At 41.8% G+C, this 18,789-nt stretch carries 19 protein-coding genes; 7 read left to right on the forward strand and 12 right to left on the reverse strand.

Annotation, left to right across the window (positions count from 1 at the left end; translation table 11 throughout):
• The first annotated feature begins 57 nt into the window (after positions 1 to 57).
• Together trpB and trpA are read left to right on the forward strand one after the other, a co-directional pair.
• Complete coding sequence (gene trpB, locus B0X70_RS12410) at positions 58 to 1,248, forward strand: tryptophan synthase subunit beta (protein ID WP_046397255.1); 1,191 nt, start codon at positions 58 to 60, stop codon at positions 1,246 to 1,248.
• Positions 1,248 to 2,054 carry a tryptophan synthase subunit alpha gene (gene trpA / locus B0X70_RS12415; RefSeq protein ID WP_217471630.1) on the forward strand — a complete coding sequence of 269 codons (807 nt, stop codon included), beginning with the start codon at positions 1,248 to 1,250 and terminating at the stop codon, positions 2,052 to 2,054. Before trpB ends, trpA begins: the two co-directional genes overlap by 1 nt.
• A 36-nt stretch (positions 2,055 to 2,090) precedes the next feature.
• On the opposite strand, the gene ompW is transcribed toward trpA, so the two are convergent.
• Entirely contained in the window at positions 2,091 to 2,732 is a 642-nt protein-coding gene (gene ompW, locus B0X70_RS12420; protein WP_036805710.1) for an outer membrane protein OmpW, read from the reverse strand.
• Positions 2,733 to 3,171: 439 nt separating this feature from the next.
• On the opposite strand from ompW, the gene B0X70_RS12425 reads away from it, so the two are divergent.
• Positions 3,172 to 3,942 (forward strand): YciC family protein, encoded by a 771-nt coding sequence (locus B0X70_RS12425; RefSeq protein WP_040148646.1) that lies wholly within the window; start codon positions 3,172 to 3,174, stop codon positions 3,940 to 3,942.
• 159 nt (positions 3,943 to 4,101) lie between these two features.
• On the opposite strand, the gene B0X70_RS12430 is transcribed toward B0X70_RS12425, so the two are convergent.
• The 4 genes from B0X70_RS12430 to B0X70_RS12445 form a co-directional block, all read right to left on the reverse strand.
• On the reverse strand, positions 4,102 to 4,656 hold the full coding sequence (locus B0X70_RS12430) for an Ail/Lom family outer membrane beta-barrel protein (RefSeq protein ID WP_110087228.1): 555 nt from the start codon (positions 4,654 to 4,656) through the stop codon (positions 4,102 to 4,104).
• Between the two features lie 576 nt (positions 4,657 to 5,232).
• Complete coding sequence (locus tag B0X70_RS12435; protein WP_217471631.1) at positions 5,233 to 5,790, reverse strand: Ail/Lom family outer membrane beta-barrel protein; 558 nt, start codon at positions 5,788 to 5,790, stop codon at positions 5,233 to 5,235.
• A 400-nt stretch (positions 5,791 to 6,190) separates the two neighbouring features.
• Entirely contained in the window at positions 6,191 to 6,592 is a 402-nt protein-coding gene (locus tag B0X70_RS12440; RefSeq protein WP_036777240.1) for an HVO_A0114 family putative DNA-binding protein, read from the reverse strand.
• 178 nt (positions 6,593 to 6,770) lie between these two features.
• A complete protein-coding gene (locus B0X70_RS12445; protein WP_036805695.1) occupies positions 6,771 to 8,501 on the reverse strand; it encodes a SulP family inorganic anion transporter in 1,731 nt (576 codons plus the stop codon).
• A gap of 213 nt (positions 8,502 to 8,714) precedes the next feature.
• Here B0X70_RS12445 and B0X70_RS12450 point away from each other — a divergent pair, with 213 nt between their 5' ends.
• Both B0X70_RS12450 and yciA read left to right on the forward strand, forming a co-directional pair.
• Positions 8,715 to 9,251, forward strand: a complete 537-nt coding sequence (locus B0X70_RS12450; protein WP_036777126.1) for a septation protein A — start codon at positions 8,715 to 8,717, stop codon at positions 9,249 to 9,251.
• Positions 9,252 to 9,328: 77 nt separating this feature from the next.
• Positions 9,329 to 9,760: an acyl-CoA thioester hydrolase YciA gene (gene yciA / locus B0X70_RS12455; protein ID WP_217471632.1), complete on the forward strand. Its 432-nt coding sequence runs from the start codon at positions 9,329 to 9,331 to the stop codon at positions 9,758 to 9,760.
• Between the two features lie 67 nt (positions 9,761 to 9,827).
• On the opposite strand, the gene tonB is transcribed toward yciA, so the two are convergent.
• Positions 9,828 to 10,508: a TonB system transport protein TonB gene (tonB, locus tag B0X70_RS12460; protein ID WP_217471633.1), complete on the reverse strand. Its 681-nt coding sequence runs from the start codon at positions 10,506 to 10,508 to the stop codon at positions 9,828 to 9,830.
• Between the two features lie 102 nt (positions 10,509 to 10,610).
• Positions 10,611 to 10,793 carry a YciY family protein gene (locus B0X70_RS12465; protein WP_036805691.1) on the reverse strand — a complete coding sequence of 61 codons (183 nt, stop codon included), beginning with the start codon at positions 10,791 to 10,793 and terminating at the stop codon, positions 10,611 to 10,613.
• A 247-nt stretch (positions 10,794 to 11,040) separates the two neighbouring features.
• Here B0X70_RS12465 and cls point away from each other — a divergent pair, with 247 nt between their 5' ends.
• Positions 11,041 to 12,501, forward strand: coding sequence for a cardiolipin synthase (cls, locus tag B0X70_RS12470; RefSeq protein WP_036805688.1), 1,461 nt, complete (start codon positions 11,041 to 11,043; stop codon positions 12,499 to 12,501).
• Between the two features lie 112 nt (positions 12,502 to 12,613).
• Positions 12,614 to 12,943, forward strand: a complete 330-nt coding sequence (locus tag B0X70_RS12475) for an HI1450 family dsDNA-mimic protein (RefSeq protein WP_036805684.1) — start codon at positions 12,614 to 12,616, stop codon at positions 12,941 to 12,943.
• Between the two features lie 158 nt (positions 12,944 to 13,101).
• Here B0X70_RS12475 and oppF read toward each other — a convergent pair whose 3' ends face one another.
• The 5 genes from oppF to oppA form a co-directional block, all read right to left on the reverse strand.
• Complete coding sequence (gene oppF, locus B0X70_RS12480) at positions 13,102 to 14,103, reverse strand: murein tripeptide/oligopeptide ABC transporter ATP binding protein OppF (protein ID WP_036805680.1); 1,002 nt, start codon at positions 14,101 to 14,103, stop codon at positions 13,102 to 13,104.
• Entirely contained in the window at positions 14,100 to 15,098 is a 999-nt protein-coding gene (oppD, locus tag B0X70_RS12485; RefSeq protein WP_217471634.1) for an ABC transporter ATP-binding protein, read from the reverse strand. The genes oppF and oppD overlap by 4 nt, the downstream gene beginning before the upstream one ends.
• Before the next feature lie 9 nt (positions 15,099 to 15,107).
• Complete coding sequence (oppC, locus tag B0X70_RS12490) at positions 15,108 to 16,016, reverse strand: oligopeptide ABC transporter permease OppC (RefSeq protein WP_036777138.1); 909 nt, start codon at positions 16,014 to 16,016, stop codon at positions 15,108 to 15,110.
• Between the two features lie 14 nt (positions 16,017 to 16,030).
• A complete protein-coding gene (gene oppB, locus B0X70_RS12495; RefSeq protein WP_036777141.1) occupies positions 16,031 to 16,951 on the reverse strand; it encodes an oligopeptide ABC transporter permease OppB in 921 nt (306 codons plus the stop codon).
• An 85-nt stretch (positions 16,952 to 17,036) separates the two neighbouring features.
• On the reverse strand, positions 17,037 to 18,677 hold the full coding sequence (gene oppA / locus B0X70_RS12500) for an oligopeptide ABC transporter substrate-binding protein OppA (RefSeq protein WP_217469475.1): 1,641 nt from the start codon (positions 18,675 to 18,677) through the stop codon (positions 17,037 to 17,039).
• Positions 18,678 to 18,789: the final 112 nt, after the last annotated feature.

Consider the following 18,789-nt stretch of genomic DNA (forward strand, 5'->3'; position numbering starts at 1 on the left):
TAACAATTTCCCAGTTAATTACAATCTTCCGATTAATTACAATGGACAAATAGAATAATGAGTAAGCTTAACCCCTATTTTGGTGATTTCGGTGGACAATTTGTACCACAGATCCTTATTCCAGCCCTTGAACAATTAGAAGCCGCATTTATTGCGGCTCAGCAAGATCCCGAATTCCAGCAAGAATTTCAGGATCTACTGAAAAATTATGCCGGCAGGCCAACAGCATTAACGTTATGTCGTAATCTGACGAAAGGCACCAAAACCCGACTTTATCTGAAACGTGAAGATCTATTACACGGAGGCGCTCATAAAACCAATCAGGTACTTGGTCAGGCATTATTGGCGAAACGCATGGGCAAAAACGAAATTATTGCGGAAACCGGCGCTGGTCAACATGGTGTGGCAACCGCCCTCACTTGCGCACTTTTAAATATGAAATGCCGCATTTATATGGGCGCTAAAGATGTGGAGCGCCAATCCCCTAATGTTTTCCGCATGCGTCTGATGGGAGCCGAAGTCATTCCGGTCCACAGCGGCTCTGCTACCTTAAAAGATGCCTGCAATGAAGCATTACGTGATTGGTCTGGCAGCTACGATAAAGCCCACTACTTATTAGGGACTGCCGCTGGACCCCATCCTTATCCGACGATGGTTCGAGAGTTCCAACGTATGATCGGCGAAGAAGCCAAATCCCAGATTCTGGCAAAAGAGGGACGCCTGCCCGATGCCGTGTTGGCCTGTGTTGGTGGAGGTTCCAATGCCATTGGCATGTTTGCCGAATTTATTCCCGAAACATCAGTCCGCCTCATTGGTATTGAACCTGCCGGGCTAGGTATTGAAACCGGTAAACATGGCGCTCCACTGAAACATGGCAAATTGGGGATCTATTTTGGTATGAAATCGCCAATGATGCAGACAGATGAAGGCCAGATTGAAGAATCTTATTCTATTTCCGCCGGTCTGGATTTCCCTTCCGTTGGCCCTCAACATGCCTATCTGAACAGTATTGGACGGGCTGACTATGTTTCCATCACCGATGATGAAGCATTAGAAGCGTTCAAAACCCTTTCCCGTGAAGAAGGCATTATTCCAGCCCTCGAATCCTCTCATGCGCTGGCTTATGCTTTAAAAATGATCCATCAAGCGCCTGATAAAGAGCAATTACTGATCGTCAATCTATCCGGTCGCGGTGATAAAGACATATTTACTGTCCATGATATTTTAAAATCCAGAGGGGAAATCTAATGGAACGTTACGAGCAACTATTTAAACAACTGGAAAGTCGTAAACAAGGTGCTTTTGTCCCCTTTGTCACATTAGGCGATCCAAACCCGGAATTATCACTGGAAATTATTGATACTCTGATTGCAAGTGGCGCTGACGCTCTTGAGTTAAGTATTCCTTTTTCTGATCCGCTAGCTGACGGCCCAACCATTCAGAACGCTAATCTGCGTGCCTTCTCCTCAAATGTGACTCCCTCGCTCTGTTTTGAACTATTAACAAAAATTCGGGCAAAATATCCTGATATTCCTATTGGTTTATTAATGTATGCCAACCTGGTTTTTCATCATGGAATAGACGAGTTCTACCGCCGTTGCAAAGATGCAGAAGTCGATTCAGTATTAGTTGCAGATGTTCCCATGTCAGAATCACGACCATTCCGTACCGCAGCGATGAAACATGGTATCGCTCCTATTTTTATCTGCCCTCCCAACGCGGAAGATGAACTATTACGTGAAATTGCTTCTTATGGCCGCGGATATACCTACCTATTATCAAGAGCAGGAGTGACCGGTATAGAAAGACGAGGTGAAAAACCGTTAAATCATTTAGTCAATAAACTACGGGAATATCATGCTGCGCCACCGTTACAAGGATTTGGGATTTCAGAACCTAAGCAGGTAAAAGAAACATTAGCAAGCGGCGCAGCGGGAGCCATTTCAGGATCTGCCGTTGTTAAAATTATCGAAGAAAATCTTTTCCAGCCAAAAATAATGCTGGAAAAACTGGCTGAATTTGTATCAAAAATGAAGTCTGCCACTCAACTTTAATACAAAAAATGGGGCAAAATCTGCCCCATTTTTTTATTAAAAGTGATAACCAACCCCAAACATAAATACCCACGGATCAAGCCGGGTATCAATTTTATATTGCTGGTCACCTGCTTTAAATTTCACATCTGTTTCAATGTTTACCCACCACACAGAGGCGTTCAACATCCAATTCTGATCTAACTCATAATCCAGACCAACCTGCCCCGCAACACCCCAGGAATCCTTCAAATCCAGACTATGTAAGTTATTATCTTTAACAGCCGAATTGCCGTTGAATTTTTCGTTAAAGAAAGTGGTGTAGTTAAGACCAACACCAACATAAGGACGGAAACTACTTTCTTTAGAACCGAAATAGTATTGCGCCATTAATGTCGGCGGGAGATGTTTTACTTTAGCAATATCACCAACACCCGGTAAACTTACCCGATGCTGGAAGGGTGTCCCTGCCAGTAATTCAAAACCAATATTATCGGTAATCATATAACTGAAGGTTAAACCCATCTGGGTATTATTATCCGCACTCAAAGAACCCACCCCTAATACATTGTCAGACCCCGTATTAGGTCTTACCGTCGCAGTACCTGTGCGGAAAATAAAATCACCCGCTTCATGAGCAAAAGCGAATGATGGTGCTAAAGTTGCCGCTGCTAATACAAATGCAGAAATTTTTTTCATTATTCATCCCATTTCTGTGATTTAAAGTCAATTAAAATATACTCATATATTAGAAATCATGATCCAAGACAGATCACATCTTTCAAAGAATTTCAGTAAAACCGCATATTTATAATATTATTATTTCAATTGGGAATTATTTTAAATTGATCCAGATCAAAATTCATTTATTATTAATCAGTTACAAATCCTTTATTTATATACTCATTCCGAAGTTTTATCTTTCCTTATCATTATATTTCCATTATGTTTTAATAAGGTTAATTTTATGTTTATTTTTATCTTAAGAATATAAAGTGAAGAACTTTTTTCTACTATCAATAATCACAGTTAACCATTAATTTATCCGTATCATCTCGTTTCTACTATCCACATTTCCCCATAACAAGGTACAATCACCCCTTATGCATTGTTGTTTAACCTGATAGGAGCTGTCTTCATGCCAATCACGGCGAATACCCTGTACCGTGACAGTTTTAACTTTTTCAAAAATCAACTGTTAAGTACCCTGACTTTGGCCGTTCTGGCGGCTCTGGTTACCACCTTATTGGGGCACCTGTTTATTCCTGACAGCGAACAGATGAAGTTGCTGACAGAAGCAGAATTTACGTTTGCCACTTCAGGCAAGGCCGGTATTCAGGAGCTGGTGTCTCAAATGACCCCAGAGCAACAGTCAATGATCATGCGAGCGGGAATCGGGACCATTTTCTCAAGTATGATTGGCAGCGTGCTACTGGTCGGTGGCGTACTGACGCTGGTCGCGGCAGTTTCAGCAGGAAACCGTATTTCTTCATTACAGGCAATTGGTTTATCAGCAAGCCAGTTACCGAAACTATTCCTATTACTGCTTATCTGCACCCTGTTAATTCAACTGGGCTTGATGCTGATGCTAGTACCAGGCATTATTTTGTCGATCGCACTGGCTTTATCACCCGTTATTATGACTGCTGAACGTCGCGGCATTTTTGCTTCTATGAAAATAAGCTGGAAACTAGCATTTGCTAATATTCGTCTGTTGGTTCCGGCAATTCTTTTATGGCTGACCGCAAGGCTCTTGTTGGTATTTATTATTGACCGCCTAACATTCATTCACAGCGAGATGGCAGGGATTATTCTTGGTGTATTCAATAACCTCATTTCAGCTATTTTGCTGATTTATCTGTTCCGGTTGTATATGCTGATTGCCTCTCCACAACAAAAATCAATATAAAGTAGCTATTCAAACAAAACCCCATAGTGATAAAACTATGGGGTAAACAGAATAAGCTGGTGATAACTGAATTGAACTAATATGCAAAAAATTCCCTGTTTTTCAACAGGGAATTCTATAGAAAAGAGAGCTAATTAAATACTAATTAGCGAATTTCGGTTAAAACCGATAGCCAACACCAACTACCCAAGTGCCTATTTTAATATCATTCAGTTTTGAATATTCATAGGATGTGTCAATAGTCCAATTTGGCATAGGGTTAAACTGTAATCCTAGGCCATAAGCCACTGATGTCTTATTGTATTTAAAGTCAGAGTTAGAGTTAGAACCTTCACTCTTTACCTTTCCATGTGCAGCACCAATCAGACCGTATGCACTGACATATTCATTAAAACGATATGTAGGACCCGCCATTAGAGAATAATAATCCATATCAGCTTTAACAGAAGGCATCGGTTCGATCCCCTTGTGTGTATATGTGAATGAACTAATAACCCCAAAATTATTATCCAACTCGTAGCGATATTTCAAGTTAAAACCTTTTAGGTTTTCATCAAACTTTTTATCAAGCTTTTCATCATTAACTTTAATTTCATCAGCTTTCACATGACCCTGAGCATAGCCACCAGAAATCGTGTGTTCACCGGCATTTGCCGCAAATGAGAATACAGATAAACCTACTGCTACTACTGAGGCCACCAATGTTCTTTTCATTGAAAATCCCTAATATTGTATAAAATATAGAAAACATTAATTACGGACCGCAATTATTTATCAGCAACCAATAGAAAACAACTCAATCCCGTTTTTTGTTAAGTTTCCGTTTAACAAGATCAAGTAATAACTGCTTCCCATCTTGAGCAGAAGAATTTTTCCATTTTAATCGGATGTTTTTTGTACTTATTAGAATTTCATCACTTCACTATTGAGATAAAAGCAAAAAAATTCCCTGTTTTACAACAGGGAATTTTGTCTAGAATAATAGTGATAACTAATAAAGGAATAATCTTCAGATTATATGGCTAAACATGGACTAACAATTTCAACTAAATAGATATATGGACATTAAACCAATAGTCAAAAACATATATCCGGTTTCAATAATCCCTGATGAAAATCCGTACTCTCTATCCTCATTATTTCGATAGCCTTTAAATAAACTATCTAACAAACTAACAGAGAGTCGGTTCTAACATTACTTTATTATCTTCAGTCACTTAATAAAATTGCCCAGAGCGCAAAAGTTGGACTGAATTCCCTTTAAAGGAACGACTACATTGGAAATACTATTTAGAATCGATAACCCGCACCAATTACCCAAGTGCCTACTTTGTAGTTACCTACTTTTGAATATTCATAAGATGTATCAATAACCCAATTTGGCATAGGGTTAAATTGCAATCCTAGACCATAAGCAGCAGAGGTCTTACTTTCTTCATATTCATAACTATAGTTAAAGCCCAAAATAGAAATTTGACTATTTTCCTTTACCTTTCCGTGTGCAGCACCAACCAGACCGTATACACTCACGTATTCATTAAAGCGGTATGTAGGGCCAGCCATCAGAGAATAGTAATCTAAATCACCAGTACCAACTTTTTTACTACCATAATAGTAATCATAACCCTGATGTGTCATCGTGAATGAGCCAATAACACCCCAATTATTATCCAATTCATAGCGATATTTCAGGTTAAAGCCTTTTGGGTTTTCATCAAGTTTTTCACCATCAACTTTCACATGACTCTGAGCATAACCACCCGAAATCGTGTGTTCACCGGCATTTGCTGCAAATGTGAATACAGATAAACCAATTGCCACTGCTGAGGCTATCAATGCCTTTTTCATTGGAACGTCCTAAATAGTTATTGTACAAGTAATAATGATTTGCTTTGTTAAAATATACTTATCGAAAAACAGAATGTAACGTGGTATTAAATACTTAATGCTTCAATCATATTGTTTTTTAACAAGAAATCTTAAAATAAGGTAGGTATTCAGGATCTGATATCTCAGTTAATAGAATAGCGACGGTCAATAATCATACGTTCAGGAATTAATAACTATTTTTCTCAATTATAATTATCATTGTGATTATTTTATTTCTCGCATTTATTTATTGATCTCAATAACGCGCTATTATAGCTGAATAATCGTTCAATCAGACCTCACAGTGATAAAACCATGAGGCTGAAAGTTATAAACAAGTTTACGTTGTATTCATTTACATGGTGTTAAATTTACTATTTCAAGCCGCTATATTTTTAGCCCCACAAGATGACATCACCCTTTCACTGATTTCCTGCTCAATTTTTATTTCAAAGTCAGTAAACAGCGCCTTTGGTTTTACACTTTTATTACTTTTTTCAAGCGTGACAAAACCATGTCGGCTAAGTGTCTTTAATGTGACTGACAGGTTGCTTGGTTTCCTTCCTGACAAATTAGCCAGCTCTGCGATTGTCTCTGGTTTGTGCTCATCGATAAGACGCAGAAGCGCAATATTGTCACTGCTAAGTACTTGAGCAAGCGCAATCATGGAAGTAAACCAGATTTTAGGCTCATCAGGTTGAACAATATATTCACCCTTAATAATAGCCAATGTACGCTTGCGTATAAGCTCTTCATTCATCACGCCAATGAGTGCTTTCATCGTATTACCCTCTTTTTTCGCGTTCAGCGATAATTTCATCAATGACTCTCTGACCATGCAACCCAAGCAAGACGTCCAAACCTGAATCAGATTGCATTACGAAAACCTCTTTATTTGTTATGATCTAATCATATGTTTTTATTCAACGAACTTCAAGTGAACAACCCACTGTAAATTATTATCTTTTAATGTAATTCGAGTACCATTCAGGCTTACTTTGGATCATTCGTACCGCAAAATAGAGATCGGGCGCCACAATCAGATCGTCATCACTACTTTGCAGCTTATTCTGTTTTATCCAACGGGTAAGTTCTGTCCGACGTCCGGCGAGCACCAATGTGATATCTCTTACTTTCAATTCATTAATCAACTCATCAATGGCGGCAAATACACTGACATCATCATGGGTAAAACTCACAGCCGCATCGACAACCAGCCAACCCGGATGTTTTTGCGTTTTGTTAAGTTTTTGAATCCTGTCAACATGCTGCAACACCCGCTTTTTAAAATAGCTGACATTGAAATAAGTCAATGGTGAATTAAATCGATACATCATTACGCCATCTATTGGTTTAATATCATTGCCATGATTAATTGAATGAATCATTCCTTGGTCATTCACCCCTAAGAGCTGATCTGTCGGGCGGAATATAGTTCGCAAAAACTGTAATAAACCAAGCAAAACGGCGAAACCAACACCGTTAATCAAGCCAACCACCAGCACGGAAATTAATGTAAATAGTGATAAAGTAAATGCCTGATGATTTCTTTTCCTCAGTGACCAGATCCGCCGTAAGTCCAACAGTGACGATGCCGAATAAATCAACACCACACCAAGCGATGACAACGGGATATAAGCCAGGAAACTTGTCATAAATAACAAAATCAGCAGAATAATGGTCGCTGCGATAACCGAAACCAATTGCGTTTTCCCACCAATCGCATCATTAACCGCAGTACGACTGCTGGCAGCACTGACAGCAAATCCTTGTGATAAAGCAGAAGCGATATTCGCAATGCCTAAGGCCCTAAGTTCACAATCTGCATCAATCTGATAACCATTTTTACTGGCAAAGCTGCGGGCCGTCATCATAAAACTGACAAAACTGATAACAGCAAGGTTCAAAGACGGGATAACTAGCTCACGCATAATGCCTGGCTGGAAATCGGGCACTGGTACAACTGGTAATCCCCCACCGCTGACACTACCAACAATCTGGATGCCATATTTTTCCAGACCAAATTGCCAGCTTAAATAAGTCGCTAATACCATTGCCAACAAAGGCCCCGGCCAAGTCGGACGCAAGAAACGCACAGCGAGCAAAATCAACACCGTAGCAACAGACATTGCTAGCGTCGGTAAATGCGTACCCATCAGTTTGGCAGGTAATGCGATCACCCGTTCAATCAATCCCGCCGGAACGCCAGCAAAACCAAACACTTTAGCTAGCTGATCCACAATGATTGTCAATGCAACACCGTTCATTAATCCTTTCAGGATCGGTTTGGAAAGAAAATCAGCAAACGCGCCTAATCGGAAGTGACTGGCGAGAACACACCATATCCCGGTCATTAAGGTCATTACGATTGTCAGCTGCCAGCGTACATCTTCATTATCAAAAACCAATGGCGCGACAGCCGCTGCAATAACGGCACACGTTGCTGCATCTGGTCCGACAATCAACTGTCTTGAGGTACCAAATAATGCATAAGCGAACATAGGTAAAATGCATGCATAAAGGCCGATAATTGCACTTATTCCCATCAATTCAGCGTAAGCAATCGCAACCGGCAGCGCAACTGCGGCGACAGAAAGCCCGGCTCTTAAATCATGACTCAACCATTCCTTGCGATAATGAGAAAAATTGCCCAACCCTGGCATCCAACGCTGTAGTTTTTTCCACTGCATCTGGTTTATGCCCTCTTATTTTTCAACGGGTTTTAGCTATAATGCTGCGTTATATGCTCACTGACAACCGGAAGTTAATTACGCCGCTCTTTATGATAGAATTCTGCGAAACCGATCGATAAAAATCTTTTTTATTGAGAGATATACCCTATGGATTTCAAAATGACTAAAATCGGATGATAATCAGATGCCGGAATTACGATAGGTTCAAATATGAAACAACTTTTAGACTTTCTACCTTTAGTCGTCTTTTTTGTCGTATACAAAATGTATGACATTTTTTACGCTTCTGGAGCGCTGATCGCCGCCACCGGTTTAGCTGTCGCTATTACTTATTTCATTTACCGGAAAGTAGAGAAATCTTCCCTGATCACTTTTATCATGGTGGCTGTCTTCGGTACTTTAACTTTAGCTTTCCACAGTGATCTCTTTATCAAATGGAAAGTTACAGTCATCTATGCATTATTCGCATTAGCCTTGCTAGGCAGCCAATGGTTTATGAAAAAACCGCTGATTCAGAAAATGCTAGGAAAAGAGTTAGTTTTGCCCGATTTTGTCTGGAACAAACTCAATATGGCATGGGCGCTGTTTTTTACTGCCTGTGCGCTGGCTAATATTTATGTCGCATTCTGGTTACCACAAGATGTCTGGGTTAATTTTAAAGTATTTGGTCTGACTGCCCTGACTCTGGTTTTCACCGTGCTCAGTGTAGTATATATTTACCGTCACCTGCCACGCGAACAGAAGTAACCCCATTCCAATGGATACCTGCCTGCCATCGTCAGTAGGCAGGTATTGTTTTTTCATCAAATAAAGTAAAGTTTTCAATGACACAACAACAATTACCTAACGGAGAGTTAGTCCTCCGCACACTTGCTATGCCCGCTGATACCAACGCCAATGGAGATATTTTTGGTGGATGGTTAATGTCACAAATGGATATTGGTGGTGCAATTCTGGCAAAAGAAATTGCAGAAGGCCGTGTTGTCACTGTCAGAGTAGATGGTATTACTTTCCTGAAACCTGTCGCCGTTGGTGATGTCGTCTGCTGCTATGCACACTGTCTCAAAACCGGTAACAGTTCGATTACCATCAACATCGAAGTCTGGGTGAAGAAAGTCGCCTCTGCACCTGTCGGTCAACGCTATCGTGCAACCGAAGCGGTATTCACTTATGTTGCGGTTAATGAAGATAATGCCTCCCGTCGATTGCCAGAAGGCAAAACCCACTTTCAACTCGCTAGCAGCAATAACGAATAAGGCTAATTATTAATGGAAAAAGGAGCGTGTTAATAATGCTCCTTTTTTATTTCCATTTCCCCGACAATCAGGATTGAGATATACCCGTAATTTTGAATTCAACGGTTGTGATATAACCAACCGCAGGTATTTTTTCAAAACGCCATTTTCTCATCGCTTTTTTCACCTCCCTTTCAAAAATATTGGGTGGATTAGCGCCAATGACTTCTATATTTCTTACCCGTCCATCTTCATCAATATCATATTTGACTTTCACATAGCCTTCGGTACCCAATGCTGAAGCCCTGGATGGGTAGACAGGTAACTCTTTACTTAATGCCCTTGGCCCATTCTGCGGTTTAACCACCGGTTTATTCTGATTATTATCAGTACGGTTAGCCAGCGCATTCTGATTAAACTGCGGTTTTTCCGGTTGTTCAGCTCTCTTTTCAACGGGTTCAGATTGCTTTTTAACAACCTTCTTCTTCACTTCTGGTTTCGGTTTCTTCACCTCTGGTTTTGGAATTACCGGCTCCGGAACAGGTTCCGGTTCCTCCGGTTCTGATTCAGGCTCAGGCGCTGCCGGCTCCGAAACAGGAGCTTCTTCAGCCGCTAACTGAATCATAGCGACAGACATAAGTGCAACATCAGACTGTTTTTCCGGCATTGCAGAACAAAAAAGGGCGGCAGCAATAGAAATGTGCAAACAAACTGATAACAATATTGGCCAACGTATCCAGCGCATAAGGGAATTCTTGATTAGCAGCATAATAGTCAATCCTCGAATGACTGCTAGTTTAAATGCAAATAGCAATCATATTCAATAAAGATTGTAGGTGAGCGTGAATATAAGGCCAAAAATATTATTTTTTCAATGTATCCATTCGCCATGCTGAACAAACAATAAAGCTCGACGCTGTTTATAACCATTTAATTTACGTAGTGAATAAATGCGTAAATTACGTCTTGATTGCCCTTCCAGCCAACGGCGCCGACGGTTAAAATTCTGGCGTAACATCCGCCACCGCCCTACTTCATTCCGACTACGTTTCATAAAGTCATACCTATAAAAATATCACGCTCATTATAAGCCTTTAAAAAAGATATCCAAGGCGTATCTGGATAGTACTTTTTATATCAATAATGCGAAATGACCAATATCAAGTATGATGCTTGCAGTATATTTGCCGATTTTTTGGTAAATTCATCGGGTTAATTAGATCGTTTATATCCCGTGTCTTGAGGAAACCGTGTCAAACGCCACCAAAGATATCTGAACAAAACAGGATTGATTGCCGAATATGACAACCTTTTATTCCGTCCTAAGTTGGCTTGCTATTTTCTTTTATTGGCTGATTGTTGCCAGTATCACCTTACGCATTCTGATAAAGCGTCGGCCGGTCACCTCCGCTATGACCTGGCTGTTGATTATTTATATCCTTCCCTTAGTTGGAATCATCGCTTACCTGTCGTTCGGTGAGCTGCATTTGGGAAAACGCAGAGTTGAACAAGCAAAAGCCATGTGGCCTTCAACAACCGTATGGCTTGAAGAACTGCGTAAATCTCGTCATATCTTCGCCACGGAAAATAGCGAAGTCGCGACGCCTTTATTCCAGCTTTGCGAACGACGACAAGGGCTTGAAGGCGTTAAAGGCAATAAGATCCAATTGCTGACAACCTATGACCATTCACTGAAAACCATTATCAAAGATATTGAGAATGCCAAACACAGTATTGATATGGTGTTTTACATCTGGCAATCCGGCGGCTTGGTTGAGCAAGTGACTGATGCTCTTATGGCCGCAGCACACCGAGGCGTCAGATGCCGTATTATGGTGGATTCAGCCGGTAGCTGGTTATATTGCCGTAGCCAATACCCGGATATCATGCGCCAGGCGGGAATTGAATTTGTTGAAGCTTTGCCGGTCAACATATTCCGTCTATTTCTACGCCGAATGGATCTGCGCCAGCATCGTAAAATTATCTTGATAGATGATTATATTTCTTATGCCGGTAGTATGAATATGGTCGATCCGCGCTTCTTTAAACAAGATGCCGGCGTTGGGCAATGGATCGATATCATGGTGCGCATGGAAGGACCAGTTACCACGACTATGGGGGTTATTTACGCTTGTGACTGGGAAATGGAAACAGGTCAACGTATCTTTCCGCCATCACCGGATAGCAATATTATGCCATTTGAACAGGCCAGCGGGCACACAACTCAGGTTATTGCATCCGGCCCTGGATTTCCCGAGGAATTGATTCAACAATCTTTAATGACGGCTATTTTCTCTGCCCGTAAGCAACTGATTTTAACTACCCCTTATTTTGTTCCCAGTGATGACCTGATACATGCTATTTGCACCGCAGCTTTACGAGGGGTTGAAGTTATTATTATCGTTCCACGCAGAAATAATTTCTTCTTAGTGCGTTGGGCAAGCCGTGCATTTTTTGCTGAATTGTTAAATGCCGGTGTTAAGATTTACCAGTTTGAAGATGGCTTGCTACATACCAAAAGCGTTTTAGTTGATGGTCAACTCAGCATGGTGGGTTCAGTGAATCTCGATATGCGTAGCCTGTGGCTAAATTTCGAAATTACCGTGGTTATTGATGATGAAAACTTTGGTAATGATTTGACACTGGTACAATATGATTATATCGCCCATTCTACATTGCTGGAAACCAAGGAGTGGGAACAACGCCCTTTGTGGCATCGGATAATTGAACGTATTTGTTACTTTTTTAGCCCACTACTGTGACCAACACCCTCGTCTTGTAAAGACGGGGGTACCAATCAACGCTTCAACATGCTTTAATTCCTTCATCATGACCCACGAATAAATCAACATGGACAACAGATCCTCACAAGCTATGGATTTAGACATCAATAATCGAATGACAGAAGATGAAACCCTTGAGAAAGCCTATGACATCTTTCTTGAACTGGCTTCATCCAACCTCGACCCCGCTGATATTCTACTGTTTAGTTTACAATTCGAAATACGTGGCGGCGCAGAATTACTGATCCCTTCTGAGGAGTGGGTTAAGCACGTGGATTTTGATCCGAACCCTGATTTTTTTGCCGAGGTCATTATCGGGCTGGCAGAATCTGAAGATGCCGAGATCAACGATGTTTTCGCTCGCATCCTTATTTGCCGGGAAAAATCTCACCCGATTTACCATATTTTGTGGAAAGATTGAAAAATTAAGGTCAGTGATTTTATCTGCTATTTTTTTATTCAAAGAGTGAGAGCTACCCGTTTTGATGCAGGTCTGAATCCCAACACAAAACCCAAAAAGTAACTCTCACATTTAATGCCTTACAATATTCCTCAGTAGCTACAATCGATTAACCTTAACTACAATGGATCAACCTTTAAACAAGACACCGCATGGCGGAAACTTCCTTCCATCAATGGCCGTGTTTTAGCACATTCAGGATCTGCCATTGGACAACGAGTACGGAAAACACATCCTGATGGCGGATTGATGGGTGACGGCAATTCACCTTCCAACAATTCAATGTGTTTATTTCGTTCTTTATCTGGATCAGGCACCGGTACCGCCGACATCAACGCTTTGGTATAGGGATGTTGTGGATTATGATAAACCTCATCATAAGTGCCCAGTTCCACCGCATGCCCTAGGTACATCACCAACACGCGATCAGAGATATGTTTAACCACCGCCAGATCATGGGCGATAAAAATCAGCGACAGTCCCATTTCCCGTTGTAATTCCTGCAATAGGTTCACTACCTGAGCCTGAATGGATACATCAAGTGCGGATACCGGCTCATCACAAATCACCAACTTAGGCTCAAGAATAAGCGCACGAGCAATCCCGATACGTTGACACTGACCACCAGAGAATTCATGCGGATAACGGTTAATCAGATTCGGCAGTAATCCAACTTTCATCATCATTGTTTTTACCCGCTCTTTAATTTCCGGCTCTTTCATCTTTGGATGATAAGTGCGCAGTGGCTCAGCGATAATATCACCAATCGTCATTCGTGGGTTTAAGGATGCTAATGGGTCCTGGAATATCATCTGGATATCACTGCGAATATCCCGCCACTGTTTATCATCCATATCCAGCAGGCTTTTTCCCAACCAAGTTACTGAACCACCAGAAGACTTGACCAATCCGATAATTGCACGAGCAAAAGTCGATTTACCGCAACCGGATTCACCAACCACACCAAGAGTTTCCCCTTCGTATAACCTTAATGTAACGCCATCAACCGCTTTCAAGGTTTTTGTTGGTTGCCAGAACCACTGTTTGCCATCTTTGATATCAAAGTGAACTTTTAGATCTGCTACTTCCAGCAGCACTCGTCTTTCTTCAATCGGGCTCATACCAATTCCTCCGGTGCCTTAAAGCAAGCTCGCAAACGCCCGTTGCCAAATGTCTCTAATCCCGGTTCACAATCTACACAACGGCCTACTGAAAACTGACAGCGTGGCTGAAACGGACACCCTTTCGGCAATCGTAATAAGTTAGGCGGATTTCCGGGAATGGTCGTCAACGACGCTTCATCACCATCAAGACGTGGAACAGCATTAAGCAGGCCAATAGAATAAGGATGAGTTGGTTGATAAAACACTTCACGAGCCGAGCCATATTCCATCGTTCTCCCCGCATACATCACCAACACTTTGTCACAAATACCGGCAACCACCCCCAAATCGTGAGTAATCATAATAATCGCGGTATTAAACTCCCGTTTCAGCTCATTCAGTAGGGTCATAATCTGAGCCTGAACTGTGACATCAAGTGCGGTTGTCGGTTCGTCAGCAATCAACAATTTTGGTCGACATAACAACGCCATTGCGATCATCACACGCTGACGCATTCCACCAGAAAATTCATGCGGATACATTCGCATTCGTTTAAGCGCTTCCGGCATTTTGACGGCATCCAGCATCCGAATCGATTCAAGGTATGCCTCGCTTTTACTCATATGCTTATGCAACATCAATACTTCTGTCAGTTGATCGCCGATACGCATATAGGGATTGAGAGATGTCATTGGGTCTTGAAATATCATTGATATCTCTTCCGCTCTCATGCGGTTAAGCGCTTTTTCTTCAAGGTTAAGAATTTCCCTACCATTAAAAATAGCGGAACCGCCAATTTTGCCGTTTCTGGCAAGCAGCCCCATCAAAGCAAAAGCAGTTTGTGATTTTCCAGAACCAGATTCACCCACAATCCCTAATGTTTCCCCTGCTCGTAAATCAAAATTCAGCTTGTTCACCGCCGTAACATCCCCGTCCGGGGTACTAAAAGTTACGTCCAACTCTTTAACAATTAACAACGGTTCAGAACTTTTCTGGTTTTTAACGCTGTCCATGTTACCTCCTTAACGATCTTTCGGATCGAGGGCATCACGCAAGCCATCGCCGATAAAGTTAAAACAAAACAGTGTCACCACCAGAAAACCGGCAGGAAACAACAGTAACCACGGGGAAACTTCCATCGAATTCGCACCATCGCTTAATAGTGCTCCCCAACTGCTTAATGGTTCTTGAGTCCCCAATCCCAGAAAGCTAAGAAACGATTCAAACAGAATCATACTCGGCACTAATAAAGATGCATAAACCACCACCACTCCCAATACATTAGGGACAATATGGCGCAGCACAATATGACGGGTTGACACACCACACACCAGCGCCGCTTCAATAAACTCCTTACGTTTTAGGCTCAATGTCTGACCACGGACAATACGCGCCATATCCAGCCATGACACCATACCGATGGCGACAAATATCAGAAAAATATTCTGTCCGAAGAAGGTCACCAACAGAATCACAAAAAACATGAATGGAAATGAGTTCAGAATTTCCAGCAGACGCATCATTACTGAGTCTATTTTTCCACCCAAATAGCCAGATAATGATCCATATAAGGTTCCGACGACTACCGCCACCAAAGCGGCTGCAATTCCAACCATCAACGAAATGCGTCCTCCAATGGCAACACGCACCAGCAAATCACGTCCAGAAGAATCTGTACCAAAATAGTGACCTGACTCAGAATCAGGCGGCATCGACATCATGGCCCAGTCAGTATCATCATAAGTGAATTGAGCCAACATCGGCGCCAGGATCACAAACAAGGTAATCAAAGATAACAGACACAAACTGGCAATCGCTGCCCGGTTGTGAATAAAACGGCGTCGGGCATCCTGCCACAAACTACGCCCTTCGATTTCTAATTGCTCAGAGAAATTTTCCAGAGCTTCGCTGTTTTGTTTGTTAACTATCATTGCGTGCTCCAGTCTTAATAACGAATTTTCGGATCGATAACAGCGTACAACACATCAACAATCGCATTGAAAAAAATAGTCAAACTACCAACTAAAATCGTCAGACTTAACACTAACGAATAGTCACGGTTTAATGCGCCATTAACAAACAACTGCCCTATTCCCGGCAACCCGAAGATCGTTTCAATCACCATCGAACCGGTAATAATGCCGACAAAAGCAGGCCCCATATAAGAGATAACCGGTAACAATGCGGGCTTTAAAGCATGGCGGAAAATGATGACACGTAATGGCAACCCCTTGGCACGCGCAGTACGAATAAAGTTAGAGTGCAACACTTCTATCATCGAACTACGGGTAATACGGGAGATACTGGCGATATAGGCCAAAGAGAGTGCCACCATCGGCAAAATCATATACTTAGGCGCACCACCATTCCAACCTCCTCCCGGCAACCATTTAAGATGAATAGCAAACCCCAGTACTAACAACGGCGCTACAACAAAACCTGGGATAACAACCCCCGTCATGGCGAATCCCATCACCGTATAATCCCACTTGGTATTTTGGTTAAGTGCAGCAATAACCCCGGCGCTGACCCCCAAGACAACCGCCATGATAAATGCCGAAGCCCCTAATTTAGCCGATACTGGAAACGCTGTTGCGACGAGATCGTTAACCGAGTAGTCCTTATATTTAAAAGAAGGCCCGAAATCTCCTTTAGTGAGTTGAATTAAGTAATCAAAATATTGTTTATAAATTGGGTCATTCAAATGATATTTCGCTTCAATGTTTGCCATCACTTCTGGCGGCAATTTCCGCTCGCCGGTAAATGGGCTGCCTGGCGCCAGCCGCATCATGAAAAACGAAATAGTGATAAGAATAAAAAGTGTCGGGATCGCCTCTAAACAACGGCGTAAAATAAACTTAAGCATCGCCCGTTCCTATGTGTTGGCCCTTAACCCTGGCCTTAAAATAATTTGGCACTAAAGCAGCCCTTTCCGGGCTGCTTTACAACGATTAGTGTTTGATAATATAAAAATCTTTGGTGTGTAAATTATCCAAAGGATCTTTCCCTGTATAGCCACCAACATAGGGCTTCACTAACCGGGTATTCACATAGTAATAAAGCGGGACAATAGCCGAATCTTTGTCTAACTGCGCTTCTGCTCTCTGGTAAACAGCAGCACGTTCATCATCTGTTGCCACTTTCAGAGATTCTTTCATCAGTTTATCAAACTCATCACTCTTATAATGAGATGTGTTATTACTACTATAAGAAAGCATTGAATTCAGGAATGAAGATGGTTCGTTATAATCCGCACACCACCCCGCACGAGCTACGTCATAATTCCCCTGATGTCGAGTATCAAGGAAAGTTTTCCACTCTTGGTTTTCTAAACGAACATCAGCACCTAAATTTTTCTTCCAAATAGAAGCTACCGCGATGGCAATTTTCTTATGCAGATCGGAAGTGTTATAAAGCAAGTTAAATTTCAGTGGGTTATCTTTATTATAACCTGCTTCCGCCAGTAATTTTTTGGCCTCCTGGTTGCGCTGTTCCTGACTCCAACCAGTAAACCACACCGGTTTCACCTCTTTCATACCATCAGTAACCGGCGGTGTATAACCGGAAGCCGGGATATCACCTTGTGCTTTTACTTTATTGGCCACAATATCGCGGTCCATAGCCAATTTCAGTGCGGTACGGACGCGGGGATCATTAAATGGGGGTTTTTCGTTATTAATTTCGTAGTAATAAGTACATAAAATTGGGTTAATATGCAACTCGTTCGGGATCTCTTTTTTCAGTTTCTGGAATAGCTCAATCGGCAAATTGATATAAGTCATATCAATTTCGCCACTGCGATAACGGTTTACATCCGTGACCTCTGACGAAATTGGCAGGAAAGTCACCTGATCAATAACAGTATTTTTGTTATCCCAGTATGTCGGGCTACGCTCCATCACAATACGTTCGTTGACTATCCAATTTTTCAGTTTATAAGCCCCATTACCGACAAAATTCTGTGGCTGAGTCCATTTTTCGCCATATTTTTCTACCGTAGCTTTATGCACCGGCGCCATCGAAGAGTGAGCCAAAAGCCTTGGTAAATAAGGAACCGCTTCGCTCAATGTAAGCTGCAATGTATAGTCATCCAGCGCCTTTACTCCCAGAGCATCTGGTTTCTTTTTGCCACCGATAATGTCGTCAATATTGGTGATATGGGCATACTGGAGGTAACTTTCATAGGGAGAAGCAGTATTAGGATCGGCCAGACGTTGCCAACTGTAAACAAAATCATGGGCCGTGACAGGATCTCCATTAGACCACTTAGAATCTTTACGCATATGGAATGTCCAGACTGCAAAGTCTTTATTTTCCCAACTGGTCGCAGAACCTGGCAAAATTTCGCCATTCGGGCCAACGATGACAACACCTTCAAACAGATCGCGGGCCAAATGTGATTCTGGCACTCCTTCAATCTTATGTGGATCTAACGATTGCGGTTCAGAGCCGTTATTACGGACTAAAACCTGTTTATCAGCCAATTGAACGCCATCAGGCACTTTTGCAGCAAAGACCTGACTTGCCATTACCATACTCAGTGCAGCGCTGATGCTGACAGTAAGTAGTCTCTTTTTCGTTGTGTTTATCATCTTTTTCTACTCCAATTTTATACCGTCAGACTTGTTCGGCCGACGGCCCAGAAATAAGGGGTGGATTACTACCCGCATCCAAAAGGAACGATTTTGTTTGCAGGATCTCAGT

This window comes from Photorhabdus akhurstii, from assembly GCF_019090985.1.
GTDB lineage: Bacteria > Pseudomonadota > Gammaproteobacteria > Enterobacterales > Enterobacteriaceae > Photorhabdus > Photorhabdus akhurstii.